Origin of the sequence: Robbsia betulipollinis (assembly GCF_026624755.1) — a bacterium.
In the GTDB taxonomy this organism is placed as follows: Bacteria; Pseudomonadota; Gammaproteobacteria; order Burkholderiales; family Burkholderiaceae; genus Robbsia; species Robbsia betulipollinis.
Genome location: NZ_JAPMXC010000001.1, coordinates 1,750,025 through 1,765,477, shown reverse-complemented (window position 1 = coordinate 1,765,477; position 15,453 = coordinate 1,750,025). Strand labels below are relative to the sequence as shown.

The window sequence follows — 15,453 nt, the reverse complement described above, 5'->3', positions numbered from 1 at the left end:
GGCGCTTCCTTCACCACACGAGTTGCCACGATGCCCACCACCCAGCAGGCCATTCCGTTTCATCTCGCTTTCCCCGTCCACAGCCTGGCGGCGGCCCGCAGCTTCTATGGCGAGCTGCTCGGCTGCCCGGAAGGCCGCAGTTCGGCGGACTGGGTCGATTTCGATTTCTACGGCCATCAGATCGTCGCGCACCTCGCGCCCGAGGAGGCAGGCCATCGCCAGACCAGCGCGGTCGATGGCGACGCCGTGCCGGTCCGCCATTTCGGCGCGGTGCTGCCGATGGCGCAATGGCAGAGTCTCGCGGACAAACTGCGGCAAGCGGACACGCGCTTCATCATCGAGCCGCATATCCGCTTCAAGGGTGAAGTCGGCGAGCAGGCGACGATGTTCTTCCTCGATCCGTCGGGCAACGCCGTCGAGTTCAAGGCCTTCGCCGACATCGGCGCGATGTTCGCCAAATAACGGCTCGTCCGCGCCGCGTGCGTGAACCCACCTGGAACGCCGGATGACAGAATCGATGCGACAACGCCGCCGCAGGCTCTGCCTCGTGGCATCCGTATGCGTCGCCCTGGGGGGCGTCACGGGAATCATGGTTTCCCCGGCAGCGGCGCAGGACGCCACGTCGGTCGCCATCGGCTTCGCCGGGCCGCTGACCGGTCCTTCCGCGAACTACGGCAAGGACCTGCAACTCGGCATCGGTCTGGCGATCGCCGAGGCGAACGCGCAGAAGCTGGTGATCGGTGGCAAGCCCGTGACCTTCGCCTTGCTGGTACAGGACGATCAGGGGGATCCGCGCGTGGCCGTGCAGGCCGCGCAACGCCTGGTCGATTCGAACGTGGTGGCGGTGGTGGGCCACTTCAATTCGGGCACCACGATACCCGCCTCGGCCGTCTACCACCGCGCGGGCATCCCGCACATCGTTCCGGCGGCGTCCAACCCCTCGCTCACGCACCAGGGTTTTGCGTTTCTGTACCGGCCCTACGGCACCGACAACACGGTGGCCGACAACGCGGCGGCGTATGGCGTGCGCACGCTCCGGGCAAAACGCATCGCCGTCGTCGACGATCGCACCGCCTACGGACAGGGTCTGGCGGATGAATTCGAGAAAGCCGTCAAGGCGCAGGGCGGCACGCTGGTCGACCACGAATTCACGAGCGATCAGGCAGTGGATTTCCGTGCGATCGTGACGACGCTGAAGGCCCGGCGTGCCGACCTCGTCTTCTTCGCCGGGCTGGGCGTGCAGGGCTCGCTGTTCGCGAAGCAGGCGCGGCAGGTGGGTTTCGACGGCCGGTTGATGGCGGGCGCGACCTTCGCCAACCCCGCTTTCCTGAAACTTGCGGGGAGCGCGGCCAACGGCATGCTTGCCTTCGAGCAGGGCGCGGAGATCGCCCGCACGCCGGGCGGCCAGGCCTTCCTCGAGCGTTTTTGCGCGATGTATCACGCCGATCCGGTAGGCTTCGCTGCGTTCGCCTACAATGCCGCTTGGGTTGCCATCAACGGCATGCGGCTGGCCAACTCGACGCAGCCCGCGGTGTTCGGCCCCGCCATCGGCAAACTCGCTTTCCAGGGGGTGCTTGGCAAGATCGCGTTCGATGCGAACGGCGATCTGCAGGATCCGAAGATGACCCTGTACCAGGCCGTCGACGGCCGCTGGCAGGCGGTGCGGGTCGTGACCGCGCCCTGACGCGCCTTTTTCCCCTGACGCGCCTTTTTTCAGGAGAGTTCGATGTCCGTCGAGATCGTGCTGGACGCGCATGCCGGCATCGGCGAATCGCCCACCTGGGTGGCCGCCGAGAACGCGCTTTACTGGATGGATGTCAGAAAGCCCGCCGTCTACCGCTACGATCCCGCCAGCGGCGCCGAGCGCTGCTGGCCGGTGACGAGTCATATCGGCGCGTTCGCGCTCGTCGCCGATCTCTCCGGCGCCGTCGTGGCGCTGCGCGAAGGCGTGCACCGGCTCGATTTCGCCTCGGGGTCGCTCGAACCGCTCGCGCCCCCGCCGTTCGACCCGGCGCTGTTTCGTTTCAACGAAGGCGCATGCGACAGCACCGGCCGCTTCTGGATCGGCGCGATGTTCGAGCCGCTGGACGAGAACAGCCAGGCCACGCCGCAGAAATGCGCGCTGCAGACCTTCACCTTCGACACGGGCCTGCGCCCGGTGGCGGACACGTCGGCCCTGCACAACGGCATGGCATGGAGCCCCGACGAGCGCCTGTTCTACGTCTCGCATACGCAGACGCGGGAAATTCTCGCCTACCCGTTCGACGCGAGCCGGGGTCTGCTGGGCGCGCGGCGCCTGTTCGCGCAGATTCCCGAGGCGGTGGGCGGCGTTCCCGACGGTGCGGCAATGGACGCCGCCGGCGGATACTGGTGCGCGCTGCATGGCGCGGGGCGGCTGCGCCGCTACCATGCGAGTGGCGAAGTGGACCGGGACATCGCGCTGCCGGTCAGCCAGCCGACGATGTGTGCGTTCGGCGGTGCGTCCCTCGATACGCTGTACGTCACCAGTTCGGCGGAAAACCTGACGCCGGAGCAACTCCGCGAGGAGCCGCATGCGGGCGCACTGCTGCGTTTGCGACCGGGCGAGACGGGCATCGTCAAGCCGTATGTGGTGCGTTGATCGGCGGCGAAGCGTGCGTTATCGTAAAATTGCCGTCCTGTCATCCGACGACAACGCTTCCAACCGCTTGCTAACCGATGACATCCTACGACACTTCGGACAACGCGCCAAAAACGCGTGACAACACGCATGCCAGCGCGCATGCCAGCGCGCATGACGGCACGTCCGCCCTCCTCCCGGAACCTCCCCGCCGCTCTTTTTCCTTCGCCGATCTGCGCGGCAACGTCCTCGCCGGCCTGACCACCTCGTTCGCGCTGGTTCCCGAGTGCATCGCCTTCGCGCTGGTCGCGCGCCTGAACCCGCTGATGGGGCTGTACGGGGCCTTCTTCATCTGTACGCTCACCGCGCTGTTCGGCGGACGCCCGGGCATGATCTCGGGCGCGGCCGGTTCGATGGCCGTGGTGATCGTCGCGCTGGTCGTGCAGCATGGCGTGCAGTACCTGCTCGCGACCGTGGTGCTGGGCGGCCTGCTGATGGTGCTCTTCGGCGCGCTGCGTCTGGGCAAGCTGATCCGGATGGTGCCGCACCCGGTGATGCTGGGCTTCGTCAACGGCCTGGCGATCATCATCGCGATGGCGCAACTCGAACACTTCAAGGAAAACACGCCGCAGGGCGTGCACTGGCTGCACGGCGGCGCACTGTGGCTCATGATCGGGCTGGTGGCGGCGACCATGCTGGTCGTCTACCTGTTGCCGCGCCTGACCCGCGCCGTGCCGTCGGCGCTGGTCGCGATCATCGGCATCGGCGTGGCGACGCAGATCCTGCATCTGCCCACGCGCACGCTCGGCGACATGGCGCACATCGCCGGCGCGCTGCCGCGCCTGCATCTGCCCGGCGTGCCGTTCACGCTGGAGACGCTGTACATCGTGCTGCCCTACGCGGTACTGATGTCGCTCGTGGGCCTGCTCGAAACGCTGCTGACCTTCAATCTGACCGACGAGATCACCGCCACCCGCGGCCGGCCGAACCGCGAATGCGTGGCGCTGGGGGCGGCGAACATCGTGTCCGGGCTGTTCGGTGGCATGGGAGGCTGCGCGATGATCGGTCAGACGATGATCAATCTGGGTTCGGGCGGGCGCTCGCGTCTGTCCGGCGCGACCAGCGGCGTGATGATCCTGCTATTCATCCTGTTTCTGTCGCCGTTGATCGAACGCATCCCGCTTGCCGCGCTCGTCGGCGTGATGTTCGTGGTCGCGCAGCAGACCTTCGCGTGGGGATCCCTGCGGGTGCTCGGCAGGATACCGCGCAGCGACGCGCTGGTGGTCGTCGCCGTCACCGTCATCACGGTCTTCACCGACCTGGCCATCGCCGTGCTGTGCGGCATCGTCATCGCCGCGTTGAATTTCGCCTGGCAGCACGCGCGCGACATCCGTGCCGACATCGAAACCGGAACCGAAGCGGGCGTGCCCGACGGGAAGACCTATGTCGTGCACGGCACGCTGTTCTTCGCGTCGACGGCCCATTTCCAGGCGTTGTTCGACCCGGCGCGCGACCCGGGGAACATCACCGTCGATTGCCGCCACCTGCACTTGGCGGATCACTCGGCGATCGCGGCGCTGGAGGCGCTCGATGCACGCTACCGCAGGGCCGGCAAGCAGGTGCGCGTCGCGCACCTGTCGGCGCGCAACCGGCAGTTGCTGATACGTGCCGGCGTCGCGGTCTAGGCAAACGCGCCCGCGCGTTCGTCGACCTTGAAGATCGCGATCGCGGCGCGCAGCTTCGTGGCCTGATCGGCCATCGCCTGCGCGGCGGCCGAGGTCTGCTCGACCAGCGCCGCGTTCTGCTGGGTGACTTCGTCCATCTGCCCTACCGCCAGATTCACCTGCTCGATCCCGGTGGACTGCTCGGTGGAGGCCGAGGCGATTTCGCCCATGATGTCCGTGACCCGCGTAACCGAGCGCACCACGTCGTTCATCGTCTCGCCGGCCGAGCCGACCAGCCGCGACCCCGCGGCGACATGATCCACCGAATCGGCGATCAGGGACTTGATCTCCTTGGCCGCGCTGCCGCTGCGCTGCGCGAGATTGCGCACCTCCCCGGCGACCACGGCGAAGCCGCGGCCCTGCTCGCCGGCACGCGCGGCCTCCACCGCCGCGTTGAGCGCCAGGATATTCGTCTGGAACGCGATGCCTTCGATGACGCTGATGATCTCGGCGACCTTCGCCGAGCTGTCCGAGATGTTGCGCATCGTATCGACGACCTGCGAGACCACGTCGCCGCCGGTCGTCGCGGTGGACGAGGCCGCGTGCGCGAGCACGCTGGCCTGCTTCGCATTGTCGGTATTCAGTTTGACCGTGGAGGTCAGCTGGCCCATGCTCGCGGCGGTCTGCTGCAGCGATGCGGCCTGTTCCTCGGTGCGCTGCGAGAGATCCACATTGCCCTGCGCGATTTCCCCCGACGCCACCGCGATCGAATCCGCCGACGCCTTGATGCCGACGACAACGGCGCTTAATTTCGCGCGCATCGCCTCGAGCGTGCCCATCAGGCTGTCGCCGGCATGCACGACCGTACCGCGACGCGCCATGAGATTGCCGTTCGCGATGTCGGTGGCGAGCGCCGCGGCCTCGGCGGGCTCGGCGCCCAGTTGCCGCAGCACACTACGGGTGATCAGCACGGCGGCGACGCAGCCGGCCAACACCGAGAGCACCGACAATATCGCGATCGTCAGTTTCAGCGCCGCGGCCTCGCGCGATGCTTCCGCGGCCGCCTCTTCGTTTTCCTGGCCTTCCAGCGCGACCAGTTCGTTCAGTGTCTTCGTCCAGGCACGCTGCTTTTCACGCAAGGTGTTGAGCATTTCGTCGGTGGCCGCCTGCGTCTGATTCTGCACGCCCAGTTCGATCACGCGCTGGAAAATCGGCATCGCGGCGTCCCGGTCGCCTTTCAGGCGGACGACGAGCGCCTGTTCGCCGGGCGTCGCGCCATATTTCGCGAAGAGTTGCTGGAGATCGTCCAGCCGCTGGTTGTAGCGGTCTTTCTGTTGCGCAATGCGCTGACCTTCCTGACGCTTGTCGTCGATGACCGGAAAGAGCACGACATTGCGCACGGCGATCGTGATGTCGGTCACGGCCGCGTTCAGGTCGACCGCGGCCCGCTGTTCCTGATTGTTGACCGCCGTCACTTCGAAGATGCGGTTCTGCAGCGTCAAAATACCGGAGAATCCGGCAATACCGATGCCGATCAGGAAAACTAGCACCAAGCCAAACCCTGCCGTCAATCGCGTGGATACTTTCATTTGTTTCACAACGTCACCTCGCATCCGTTCAACGCCGCGCCCCTGGCGGTCGGCATCTGACGAACCCATGCGTTCGCCATGAGGGGATTAACGGCCACGAACCCTGGAACTTGATCGAAATCGGCCTGGACAGGCATTTCCTCCGGGTGTGACGAATCCATTCGACGCCGTGCCGCGGCGGCCATCTCGTCGACGGGGCGTGGGCACCGGAGGGCGAACCGCCCGCCGGCGCGGCACGGGCGCCGCGGGCGCGCCGGCCGGCCGCCCGCGTCATATGCAAATAAGAAATGGCTATTTTCAGTTTGCTCCGGCTCGTGCGAGGATCGAGCGCCTTACCGTGCACAAACAGGAAGTCATCATGAAGCGTCGCCACCTCCTCGCCGGCAGCCTTGCGCTGGCGGCCGGCCTTTTCTTGGGAAGCGTCGCGCACGCCGCCGATGGCGGCACGCCGCAGGTGATTCGCGTGGGTACCATGAGCGGCCCCGATGCGGATATCTGGCAAGTGGTGAAGCAGGCCGCGAAGAAACAGGGACTGGACGTCAAGGTCATCGAATTCAACGACTACGTCCAGCCGAACGCCGCGCTCGATGCCGGCGACCTCGACGCGAACAGCTTTCAGCATCAGCCCTTTCTCGACAGCCAGATCCAGCAGCGTGGCTACAAGATCGTCGGGGTGGGCCTGACCTACACCATGCCGCTCGGCTTCTATTCGAAGAAGATCAAGTCCCTGAAAGACCTGCCCGAGCATGCGCAGGTCGGTATCCAGAACGACCCGTCGAACGGCAACCGCGCCTTGCTGCTGCTGCAGGCCAATCATGTCGTCACATTGCGCAAGGGCGCCGGGGTGGCCGGTACGAACGCGACGCCGCTGGACGTGGTGGACAATCCCAAGCACCTCAAACTGGTCGAACTCGACGCGGCGCAACTGCCGCGTTCGCTGGACGATCTGAGCGCCGCGTCGATCAATACCGACTACGCGGTCAAGGCCGGCCTGTCGCCGATGCGCGATGCGATCGCGCGCGAAGACGTACATGGTCCGTACGCGAATCTGATCGCGGTGCGCGTCAAGGACAAGGACCAGCCGTGGGCCCGCAAGCTGGTCGCGGCCTATCATGCGCCGGAAGTCCGCGCCTACATCCTGAAACAGTTCAACGGTGCGATCGTGCCGGCCTTCTGAGCGTCTTCCCGGTATTTTCCGGACGTCTTCCGGACGCAGGGACGATGCGCCCCGGCGCGCGCTATCCCGCGCAGCGCATATCGATGCGAGCAAATCTTGGTTCCGGCCCGCGCGCCGTCCCCCCTATGATCACCGGAGTGCCGGGCTGTCCGGCCCGCTTCTTCGATCGATCCCCTGCCGGAGTCCTCTCTTGACCCATCCCGAACCTCGCCGCCCCCTCGTCGTCGGCATCGGCGGCACGACACGCGCCGCCTCGTCGACGGAAAGCGCCCTGCGCGTCGCGTTGCGCCATGCCGAGGCCAGCGGTGCCCGCACCCGTCTCTTCGGCGGCGCCTTTCTGCACAGCCTGCCCCACTACGCGCCGGAAGACCCGCAACGCACCGATGCGCAGCGCGTCTTCGTCGACGCGGTACGCGACGCCGACGCCCTGATCATCGCCACGCCCGGCTATCACGGTGGCGTGTCGGGGCTGGTGAAGAACGCGCTGGATACGCTGGAGGAACTGCGCGGCGACGCGCGTCCCTACCTCGACACGCGGGCGGTGGGCTGCATCGTCACCGCCTACGGCTGGCAGGGCGCCGGCGTCGTGCTGACCTCGCTGCGCGCCATCGTGCATGCGTTGCGGGGTTGGCCGACCCCCTTCGGCGCGACCATCAATTCGCTGGAAAACCGCTTCGACGGCGACACCGCGTCGGATCCGAAAGTCGACGCCCAGCTGGCCACCCTCGCGCAACAGTCGGTCGAGTTCGCGCTGGCGTTCCAAAGCCGTCAGCAGGCGCTGGAAAACATCCGCGTGCAGGCCATCGCATCGCAGGCGCGTGGCGCCGCGGCGTGAGCAACCGACGTGAGTCCAACGACGTGAGCGGGCGCCGCGTGCGCTGCCAACGCCCGCAGCGCTGCCGCGGCGGCGCTGCATGGCCGCCGTGCCCGGCGTAAGATGAGGAAGTCGGATGGCAGCGCCCCGCCGTCCGCCCGGGTCTCCCTATGTTGGGGCTGGAGCAGCGACGATGGCAAAACACGTATTGGCAGGCAGTGAGCGGGCCGCGCTACCGGGCGCACGGCTTATCGGTCCCGCGGACGAAAACGAGAAGGTGCAGGTCAGCCTGATCCTGCGGCGCGCCGACGCCAGCGGGTTTCACGCGCACCTGGCGAGCGTCTGCGCGCCGGTGAACGCGGGCTCCGGCGCGGCGCCGCGCGCGCTGTCGCGCGAAGCCTATCGCGATCAGTACGGCGCGGCCCCCGCGGACCTGGAAACGGTGCGTGCCTTCGCCGCCCGGGAACATCTCGATGTGGTCCGCGAGGACGCCTGCAGCCGCACCGTCGTGCTGGCGGGTAGCGTCGCGCAGTGCAATGCCGCGTTCGACGTCGACCTGCAGCGTTACCGACACGACGCCGGCGACTTCCGGGGCCGCACCGGCGTGATCCACTTGCCCGCGGAATTGAAGGATGTGGTCACGGCGGTGCTGGGCCTCGACGACCGTCCGCAGGCGCGCGCCCACCGTCTGCTGCGCCCGGCCGGCGGCGCGCCGGGCGATGCGACCACGGGCCATGCGACCCAGGGCGGCGCCCGCGATACCGCGGGGGAGGCGACGGAGAAATCGGTGCCGGCTCGCCCCCCCGTCAAACCGGCGCTCAGCAAACCACAGGAACGTTCGTACACCCCGCTCGAACTGGCCGCGCTGTACGGCTTCCCCGACGGCGACGGTAGCGGTCAGTGCATCGGCATCATCGAACTGGGCGGTGGCTATGCCACCAGCGATCTGAACACCTACTTCACCGGGCTGGGCCTTGCGCTGCCGAAGGTCGTGGCGGTCTCCGTCGACGGCACCGGCAACGCACCGTCGGACGACCCGAACGGCCCCGACGGCGAAGTCGCGCTCGACATCGAAATCGCCGGCGCCCTCGCGCCGAAAGCCACGCTCGCGGTCTACTTCGCGCCGAACAGCGATGCGGGCTTCGTCGATGCGTTGAACGCCGCGATCCACGACACGGTGAATCGCCCTTCGGTCATCTCGCTGAGTTGGGGCAGCCCGGAATCCAGCTGGACCGCGCAGTCGATCAGCGCACTCGACGACGTGCTGCAAAGCGCCGCGACGCTGGGCGTCACCGTCTGCGTCGCCTCGGGCGACAGCGGCTCCTCGGATGGGGTCGCCGATCATGCCGATCACGTCGATTTTCCCGCATCGAGCCGGTTCGCGCTGGGTTGCGGCGGCACGCGCCTGAGCGGCAGCGGTACGACCATCCAGGCGGAGACGGTCTGGAACGACGGCGCGCGGGGCGGCGCGGGCGGCGGCGGCGTGAGCGCGCACTTTCCGCTGCCGGACTGGCAGAAGGGTCTGAGCGTGACGCGCAGCGGCGGGAAGTCCAGCCCGCTGGCCATGCGCGGCGTGCCCGACGTCGCCGGTGACGCCGATCCGGAAAGCGGCTACCAGATCCTGGTGCATGGCCAGCCGCAGGTGGTGGGCGGGACCAGCGCCGTTGCGCCGCTGTGGGCCGGACTGATCGCGCGAATCAACGCGGGCCGGAGCGCGCCGCTGGGATATCTCAACCCGCGCCTGTATGCGCAGCCCGGCGTGTGCCGCGATGTCGTGCAGGGCAACAACGGGACGTTTCATGCGTCGCCGGGGTGGGATGCCTGTACGGGGCTGGGCAGTCCGGACGGCTCGAAGCTTGCCGCCCTGTAGTGCGTGCCCCAACGCGACGCCGCCCCGGACGTGCATCCGGAAAGTCGGACGCGGAACCAGGTCCTGGGTCCTAGGTCCTACTTCCTTGTTCATGCTTTGTTAAAGAAATCCTCGAACACTCCGTATTACACGATGACCTGACCGATCGGGCAGCGTAGAACCAACAATACGGATGACGATGGAAACGAAAAACGGCAGTCTAAAAAGAAAGTTGCATCTGTTGGCCGCGATCGTCGGCCTGGCTTTCATGGCCTTCGGCGTATGGAGCGCCAGCCGGGAACGTGCGGAGATGGTCGCCGGGCGCGAGGTCGATCTCGTGCACGTCGTCGACCTTGCCCGCACCGTCCTCGTCGAGGGCCAGCAACAGGCGGCATCCGGCAAGATGACGCTTGAACAGGCGCAATCGTGGGTGACCCAGCGCATCGCGGGCATGCACTACGGCGACGATGGCTATATCTTCACTTTTTCGCATGACCTCGTCATGCTCGCCCATCCCAATGCGAAACTGCGTGGCACGGACTTGCGCGATGCGCGCTCCGAGGACGGAAAATTTCTTTTCCGAGACATGCTGAAGCTTGGCGAGGAACACGGTCAGGGATTCTACCGCTACGCCTTTCCGCGACCTGGCGCCCAGCGTGCCCAACCCAAGCTCACCTACGTCTACTATGATCCGACATGGCACTGGGTGGTGGGGAGCGGGATCTACATGTCGGACATCGACGAGGCTTTCCGGCATGCATTGCTGAGCCAGGCCGCCGTGATCGTCGCGGTGCTGGCGGCCCTGGCGCTGTTGATCCGCGTCGGCACGCAACGCCTGCTCCTCGCGCCGCTCGGCGAGGCGGTGCGCGCCTGCGAGGCCATGGCCGAGGGCAATCTTCATCTCCCCGACACGCCCTCTCCGCGCGGAGAAATCGGCGTGCTGCTGACCGCGCTCGGCAACATGCGCGTGCAACTCGCCGGAACGGTCCGATCGATCCGCATCGCGAGCACATCGATCAGCACGGCGTCCAACGAAGTCGCCGCCGGCAGCGCCGAACTCGCGGCCCGCACGGAAGCGCAAGCGTCCTCGCTCGAGCAGACCGTGGCGAGCGTCGAACAGCTCGCGGCCGCCGTCAAGCATAACGCGGAGCATTCGCTGGCGGCCTGTGCCCTAGCCGAAACCGCGTCCGCTTCGGCGTTGAACAGTACTACCGTGGTGTCCGACGTCATTGCGACGATGCGCGCGATCGGCGAGCATTCGAACGAAGTGGGCGCCATCGTCGGCGTCATCGACGGCATCGCGTTCCAGACCAACATCCTGGCGCTGAACGCCGCCGTCGAGGCCGCGCGCGCGGGCGAGCATGGCAAGGGCTTCGCGGTGGTCGCGTCCGAGGTCCGGGCACTCGCGCAGCGATCCAGCACGGCATCGAGAGAGATCCGCGCGCTCATCGCCCGCTCCACCGAGCAGATCCGCGCAGGCGAAAGTCGCGTGGATGCCGCGCGCGAGGCCATGGACGACACGATGTCGAACATCCAGCGCGCCACCGCGCTGATGAAGGACGTCGCCGCGGCGTCGAGCGAACAGCGCGCCGGCATCGAGCAGATCGAGAAAGCGATGGGACATATCGACACGGTCACGCAGCAAAATGCCGCGCTGGTGGAAGAATCCACCGCGGCCGCGGCATCGCTGCACGAGCAGGCGGATGTGCTGGCGCGTTCGGTCAACGTCTTCCAGCTTGCAACGGCGGCCTGAACCGGGCGGCCCGCCGGCCTGCGTCCGCGTTTCTGTCTCACGTGGGCCGCGATGCCGGCAATGGCACGTTCCATGCGTCCTCGGACGGAGAAGCGCGCGATATCTCGCGCATACCGGCGGACGGAACGCACCGACCCGCCGAGGCGACGCCGCGCGCTTCTTCCCGATGTTCCGCCCCCGGCGCGACGCGCCGTCATGATTGGAGCGTGCCATGCCCGACAAGAAAACAGCCCCCCTCACAGCCCCCAGGTCCGCCAAGCCAGCCGCGGCGGCCACATCACCCAAACCCACCAAGTCGGCCACGCCGGGGCGCCATGCGCCCGGCGCCGCGCATCCTGCCGACCAGGCGGTATTCGATCCCGTCGCCTATGGCAACGGTCCCGACGATTCGGTCACCGACACCACCGAAACCGCTGCCATCACCCATCACACGATGACGCTGGGGGGCAGGACCTTGGCCTACACCGCCACGGCGGGGCACCTGGTCGTCGTCGACCCCAGCAGTTCGCAGCCCGAAGCCAAACTGTTCCACGTGGCGTTCACGCTGGATGGCGCCGCCGCCGAAACGCGGCCCGTCACGTTTTTCTACAATGGCGGCCCGGGTTCGTCCTCGGTCTATGTGCTGCTGGGATCGTTCGCGCCGAAGCGGATCAAAACCGCGATGCCGGGGTTCACGCCACCCGCGCCCTATACGCTGGAAGACAATCCGGACAGCCTGCTCGACGAAAGCGATCTGGTCTTCATCAACCCGGTGGGCACCGGCTATTCCGCGGCGGTCGCCCCGCATCGCAACCGGGATTTCTGGGGCGTCGACCAGGACGCGCACTCGCTCGCCCAGTTCATCAAGCGTTACCTGACGGCGCACGACCGCTGGAACTCGCCGAAATTCCTGTTCGGCGAATCCTACGGCACCGCGCGCAGCGCCGCGTTGTCCTATGTGCTGCACGAGGATGGCGTCGACCTGAACGGCGTGACCCTGCAATCGTCGATTCTCGACTATTCCAAGGCGGGCAATCCCGTCGGCCTGCTCCCCACCTGCGCCGCCGACGCCTGGTATCACGACAAGCTCAAGATCACGCCCCGTCCGGCATCGCTGGCGGCGTTCGCCGACACGGTCGCCGCATTCGCCGACGGCGATTACGCGAAGGCACTCGCGCAGTTCCCCCAAGTCGATGCGAAGACGCTCGCCACGCTCAGCGACGACACCGGCATCGACGCCGCCACGCTGAAAAGCTGGGGACTCGACGTTGCCGCCGCGAACAGCCGGGGCAATACCCTGTTCCTGATTTCCCTGCTGCACGATCAGGGGCTGGCGCTCGGTTCCTACGACGGCCGCGTCACGGCGATCGACACCGGCATCGCCGCCGACATCGATCCGAATTCAGGCGGCAACGACCCGACGATGACCGCGGTCAACGGCGTCTATACCGCGATGTGGAACACTTACCTGAACGACGATCTCAAATTCACGTCGAATTCGGCATTCACCGATCTGAACGACCAGGCCTTCCAGTATTGGGACTTCCACCATATCGACCCCACCGGCGCTGAAAAGGGCATCGACGCGAAAGGCAACGTCGTGCTCTACACGGCCGGCGACCTCGCCGCGACGATGAGTCTGAACGTGGACCTCAAGGTGCTGTCGGCAAACGGTTATTACGACGCGGTGACGCCGTTCCATCAGACCGTCACCGATCTCGCCGACATGCCCCTGCTCTCGCCGACGATTCGCGACAATCTGACGATCCGGTTCTATCCGTCGGGACATATGGTCTATCTCGACGGGGATTCGCGCACCGCGCTGAAGGCCGACCTCGCGACGATGTATCAGGCCGCCACCGCCGACCATGCGGCGATGAGCCGGATTCGGGGGCTGGAGCAGCGCAAGACGCCGCTGCGCTAAGAGCCGTGCCAGGCGATGCCCTTGGACAAACGCCCGGGGCAACATGATGGCGATCGCTCGCCCCGCCACGTCGTTCACGGCGCCGTTTCGCGATCCGTTTCGCGCTCCGTTTCGCGCTCCGTTTCGCGCTCCGTTTCGCGATCCGTTTCGCGCTCCGTTTCGCGCTCCGTTTCGCGCCCCGTTTCGCGCCCTTTCGCCTCGGGCAGGCGACACTTTATACCGCTGCCGCTACCAGTCCCAATCGCGCGCCCGCCAAAGCTCTTTCATGGCGCAGGAACTCGGGCGTGATGCGCTGGATGGGTCGGTTGTCTACGCCCATGAACAGGTTGCCCTTGGTATCGCGTACGTCCGTGCCGCTGAGCGCATTTTTCTTGAAATCCTTGGTAAGCACATGGTTCTCGAAGAAGCGCACCTTCTCGCGCGAGCCCACGATCAACCGGTCGTAATTGTCGTTCAGGATTTTGGTCATGACGACATTGCCGCCCGGCCGCTGCCTGATGTTTTCGAAAAGACTCTGGTAGGTAACCTTCGTTGCGTCCCACGTATCCCTAGTGGCGGGAGCAAGCGTATCCGATCCAAAGAGGATTCTGTCGCTGTTCTTGACGATGAAATCCGACCATCTTGCGATGGCCTCCGGACTCTTGATCAACTGCTCGGCAACCCGACTCCACGAAATATCCAGGTTGAGATTTTTGTTTTTATCGAGCATGGCCTGCAATGCGTCGATATGCCCGGGTTCTTCCATGACGAACCGTCCCAAACCGCCGGCATGCGCCCAAATAATCGTCGTGTTTTGAACTCTGGGGTCCCCGAACAGATTGCTCAGGCCATCCAGTTGCGTTGGGGCGGCAGGTCCCTTGCCTTTGCCGCTGGCCGACGCAAGGCCGAAATCCACGTCGGGGCCCGCCTTCCGCTGCAACTGAACGAGAAGTTCGTAGGCATCGCAGTGCACGACGGCCGGCATGCCTATCTCGCCGAGATTGGCCAGCAGATCCTTGAATGCTTCGATATTCTTGTGGATGTGGGGCTGCGATTTTCCGGCAAAAAGAAGCTGGACCAGTTCCTTCGTAATGGTGACTTCCCCCACACCAGTAAAGACGCCAGGGTGCGCGTACAGGGTCCGCAGCAAACCGTCGGTCGCCCGGGGATCCCCCAAATGAATGCCCGTCATCATCGGATCGAAGCGGCTACGTTCAGCCTCGCTCAGCCCGGCATCCTGGATGTCGCTGGCCGTCATGTGATCCACGCTGGTATCGACATACAATTCGCCCGCGGCGACGATCTCCTTGAGGATGTCAGGGTGTTTGATGAGATCAGCCGCGGTAATGTTCTTGTGCTCGTCCGGAACGTAATAATGGTTCAGCGAGCCACACATATGCTCCTGCTGGTGTTGGTTCAAGGTCTCCGGCGCGATTTCCGGAGCGGCCAGTATTTCCGGTGCGATGCTCAGAATCGAGCGATCGGTCTTTTTGTCGATGTTTACCGCCAGCAATGACGTCGGTATCGGCATGACCGTCGAATTGCGCACTCCGAGCTCGTCCATCCATTCCAGCGCTTTATGCAAATGCATGCCCCGCTGGACATAGTTGGTAGGGTGCATGTGGGAGTCGGTGTGAGCTTCGCTGCTCGTGGTGGACATTATCCAATGCGGCACGGCGAAGCTGTTGCTTGGCAGCGGCGTTCTAGTCCCCTCGCTGCTTTTTGAAAAAATGCTGGCCTGTCTGAGGGGGCGGGCAACCAGGGAATCGGGACGTTTGGAACCGTCCTTGAACTCCTTTTCCCCGCGTACCACCATGTTCCGACCCAACGCACGCAACGCAGTCGCCGCCTCGTTGGTTGACCGGCGCGGGACACTGTTAGCGGAGGAGGTCCTACCCTGCTCTCCCAAAAGCGGAGTGCGTTCGTTGGGCGGCGAAATATTTTGATCCACCGCGGGAGATGCCGCGCGCGCACCTCTGATCAGACTGCTGAAAACGCTCGCTGGCTTCATGGTCGTACATCTTTCAAGGCAATGTTCCGAAGAATGTGGCCGATCAGCTCCAGAAGAAAAATAAAAGCGAAACCGTTTTCCCAAATACGAAGATTGGTCCGGCGATCTCCCTGGC

11 protein-coding genes are annotated in these 15,453 nt (G+C 65.7%); 9 read left to right on the top strand and 2 right to left on the bottom strand.

What is annotated here, in order from left to right; all coding sequences use genetic code 11:
* Nucleotides 1-30: 30 nt before the first annotated feature.
* The 4 genes from OVY01_RS07620 to OVY01_RS07605 all read left to right on the top strand — a co-directional run bounded on the left by OVY01_RS07620 (nt 31) and on the right by OVY01_RS07605 (nt 4,284).
* Nucleotides 31-462 carry a VOC family protein gene (locus OVY01_RS07620; RefSeq protein WP_267846825.1) on the top strand — a complete coding sequence of 144 codons (432 nt, stop codon included), beginning with the start codon at nt 31-33 and terminating at the stop codon, nt 460-462.
* 43 nt (nt 463-505) lie between these two features.
* Nucleotides 506-1,684, top strand: coding sequence for a branched-chain amino acid ABC transporter substrate-binding protein (locus tag OVY01_RS07615; RefSeq protein ID WP_267846823.1), 1,179 nt, complete (start codon nt 506-508; stop codon nt 1,682-1,684).
* A 42-nt stretch (nt 1,685-1,726) separates the two neighbouring features.
* Nucleotides 1,727-2,620, top strand: coding sequence for an SMP-30/gluconolactonase/LRE family protein (locus tag OVY01_RS07610; protein WP_267846821.1), 894 nt, complete (start codon nt 1,727-1,729; stop codon nt 2,618-2,620).
* Nucleotides 2,621-2,697: 77 nt separating this feature from the next.
* A complete protein-coding gene (locus OVY01_RS07605) occupies nt 2,698-4,284 on the top strand; it encodes a SulP family inorganic anion transporter (RefSeq protein WP_267846819.1) in 1,587 nt (528 codons plus the stop codon).
* Here OVY01_RS07605 and OVY01_RS23085 read toward each other — a convergent pair.
* Nucleotides 4,281-5,852 (bottom strand): methyl-accepting chemotaxis protein, encoded by a 1,572-nt coding sequence (locus OVY01_RS23085; RefSeq protein ID WP_284700837.1) that lies wholly within the window; start codon nt 5,850-5,852, stop codon nt 4,281-4,283. The two genes, OVY01_RS07605 and OVY01_RS23085, sit on opposite strands and share 4 nt — an antisense overlap.
* A 358-nt stretch (nt 5,853-6,210) precedes the next feature.
* On the opposite strand from OVY01_RS23085, the gene OVY01_RS07590 reads away from it, so the two are divergent.
* The 5 genes from OVY01_RS07590 (at nt 6,211) to OVY01_RS07570 (ending at nt 13,348) form a co-directional block, all read left to right on the top strand.
* The gene (locus tag OVY01_RS07590; protein ID WP_267846817.1) at nt 6,211-7,029 is read left to right on the top strand and encodes a MetQ/NlpA family ABC transporter substrate-binding protein; all 819 of its coding nucleotides are present in this window, start codon (nt 6,211-6,213) and stop codon (nt 7,027-7,029) included.
* A gap of 190 nt (nt 7,030-7,219) precedes the next feature.
* Nucleotides 7,220-7,864, top strand: coding sequence for an NADPH-dependent FMN reductase (locus OVY01_RS07585; protein WP_267846816.1), 645 nt, complete (start codon nt 7,220-7,222; stop codon nt 7,862-7,864).
* Nucleotides 7,865-8,036: 172 nt separating this feature from the next.
* Nucleotides 8,037-9,713, top strand: a complete 1,677-nt coding sequence (locus OVY01_RS07580; RefSeq protein WP_267846814.1) for a S53 family peptidase — start codon at nt 8,037-8,039, stop codon at nt 9,711-9,713.
* A gap of 178 nt (nt 9,714-9,891) precedes the next feature.
* Nucleotides 9,892-11,445, top strand: a complete 1,554-nt coding sequence (locus OVY01_RS07575) for a methyl-accepting chemotaxis protein (protein WP_267846812.1) — start codon at nt 9,892-9,894, stop codon at nt 11,443-11,445.
* Between the two features lie 211 nt (nt 11,446-11,656).
* Complete coding sequence (locus tag OVY01_RS07570) at nt 11,657-13,348, top strand: S10 family peptidase (protein ID WP_267846810.1); 1,692 nt, start codon at nt 11,657-11,659, stop codon at nt 13,346-13,348.
* Between the two features lie 214 nt (nt 13,349-13,562).
* On the opposite strand, the gene OVY01_RS07565 is transcribed toward OVY01_RS07570, so the two are convergent.
* Nucleotides 13,563-15,338 carry an amidohydrolase family protein gene (locus OVY01_RS07565; RefSeq protein WP_267846808.1) on the bottom strand — a complete coding sequence of 592 codons (1,776 nt, stop codon included), beginning with the start codon at nt 15,336-15,338 and terminating at the stop codon, nt 13,563-13,565.
* Nucleotides 15,339-15,453: the final 115 nt, after the last annotated feature.

Coding starts and splice junctions, on each gene's coding strand:
- OVY01_RS07620 (WP_267846825.1), top strand. CDS start 31: ATGCCCACCACCCAGCAGGCCATTCCGTTTCATCTCGCTTTCCCCGTC.
- OVY01_RS07615 (WP_267846823.1), top strand. CDS start 506: ATGACAGAATCGATGCGACAACGCCGCCGCAGGCTCTGCCTCGTGGCA.
- OVY01_RS07610 (WP_267846821.1), top strand. CDS start 1,727: ATGTCCGTCGAGATCGTGCTGGACGCGCATGCCGGCATCGGCGAATCG.
- OVY01_RS07605 (WP_267846819.1), top strand. CDS start 2,698: ATGACATCCTACGACACTTCGGACAACGCGCCAAAAACGCGTGACAAC.
- OVY01_RS23085 (WP_284700837.1), bottom strand. CDS start 5,852: ATGAAAGTATCCACGCGATTGACGGCAGGGTTTGGCTTGGTGCTAGTT.
- OVY01_RS07590 (WP_267846817.1), top strand. CDS start 6,211: ATGAAGCGTCGCCACCTCCTCGCCGGCAGCCTTGCGCTGGCGGCCGGC.
- OVY01_RS07580 (WP_267846814.1), top strand. CDS start 8,037: ATGGCAAAACACGTATTGGCAGGCAGTGAGCGGGCCGCGCTACCGGGC.
- OVY01_RS07575 (WP_267846812.1), top strand. CDS start 9,892: ATGGAAACGAAAAACGGCAGTCTAAAAAGAAAGTTGCATCTGTTGGCC.
- OVY01_RS07570 (WP_267846810.1), top strand. CDS start 11,657: ATGCCCGACAAGAAAACAGCCCCCCTCACAGCCCCCAGGTCCGCCAAG.
- OVY01_RS07565 (WP_267846808.1), bottom strand. CDS start 15,338: ATGAAGCCAGCGAGCGTTTTCAGCAGTCTGATCAGAGGTGCGCGCGCG.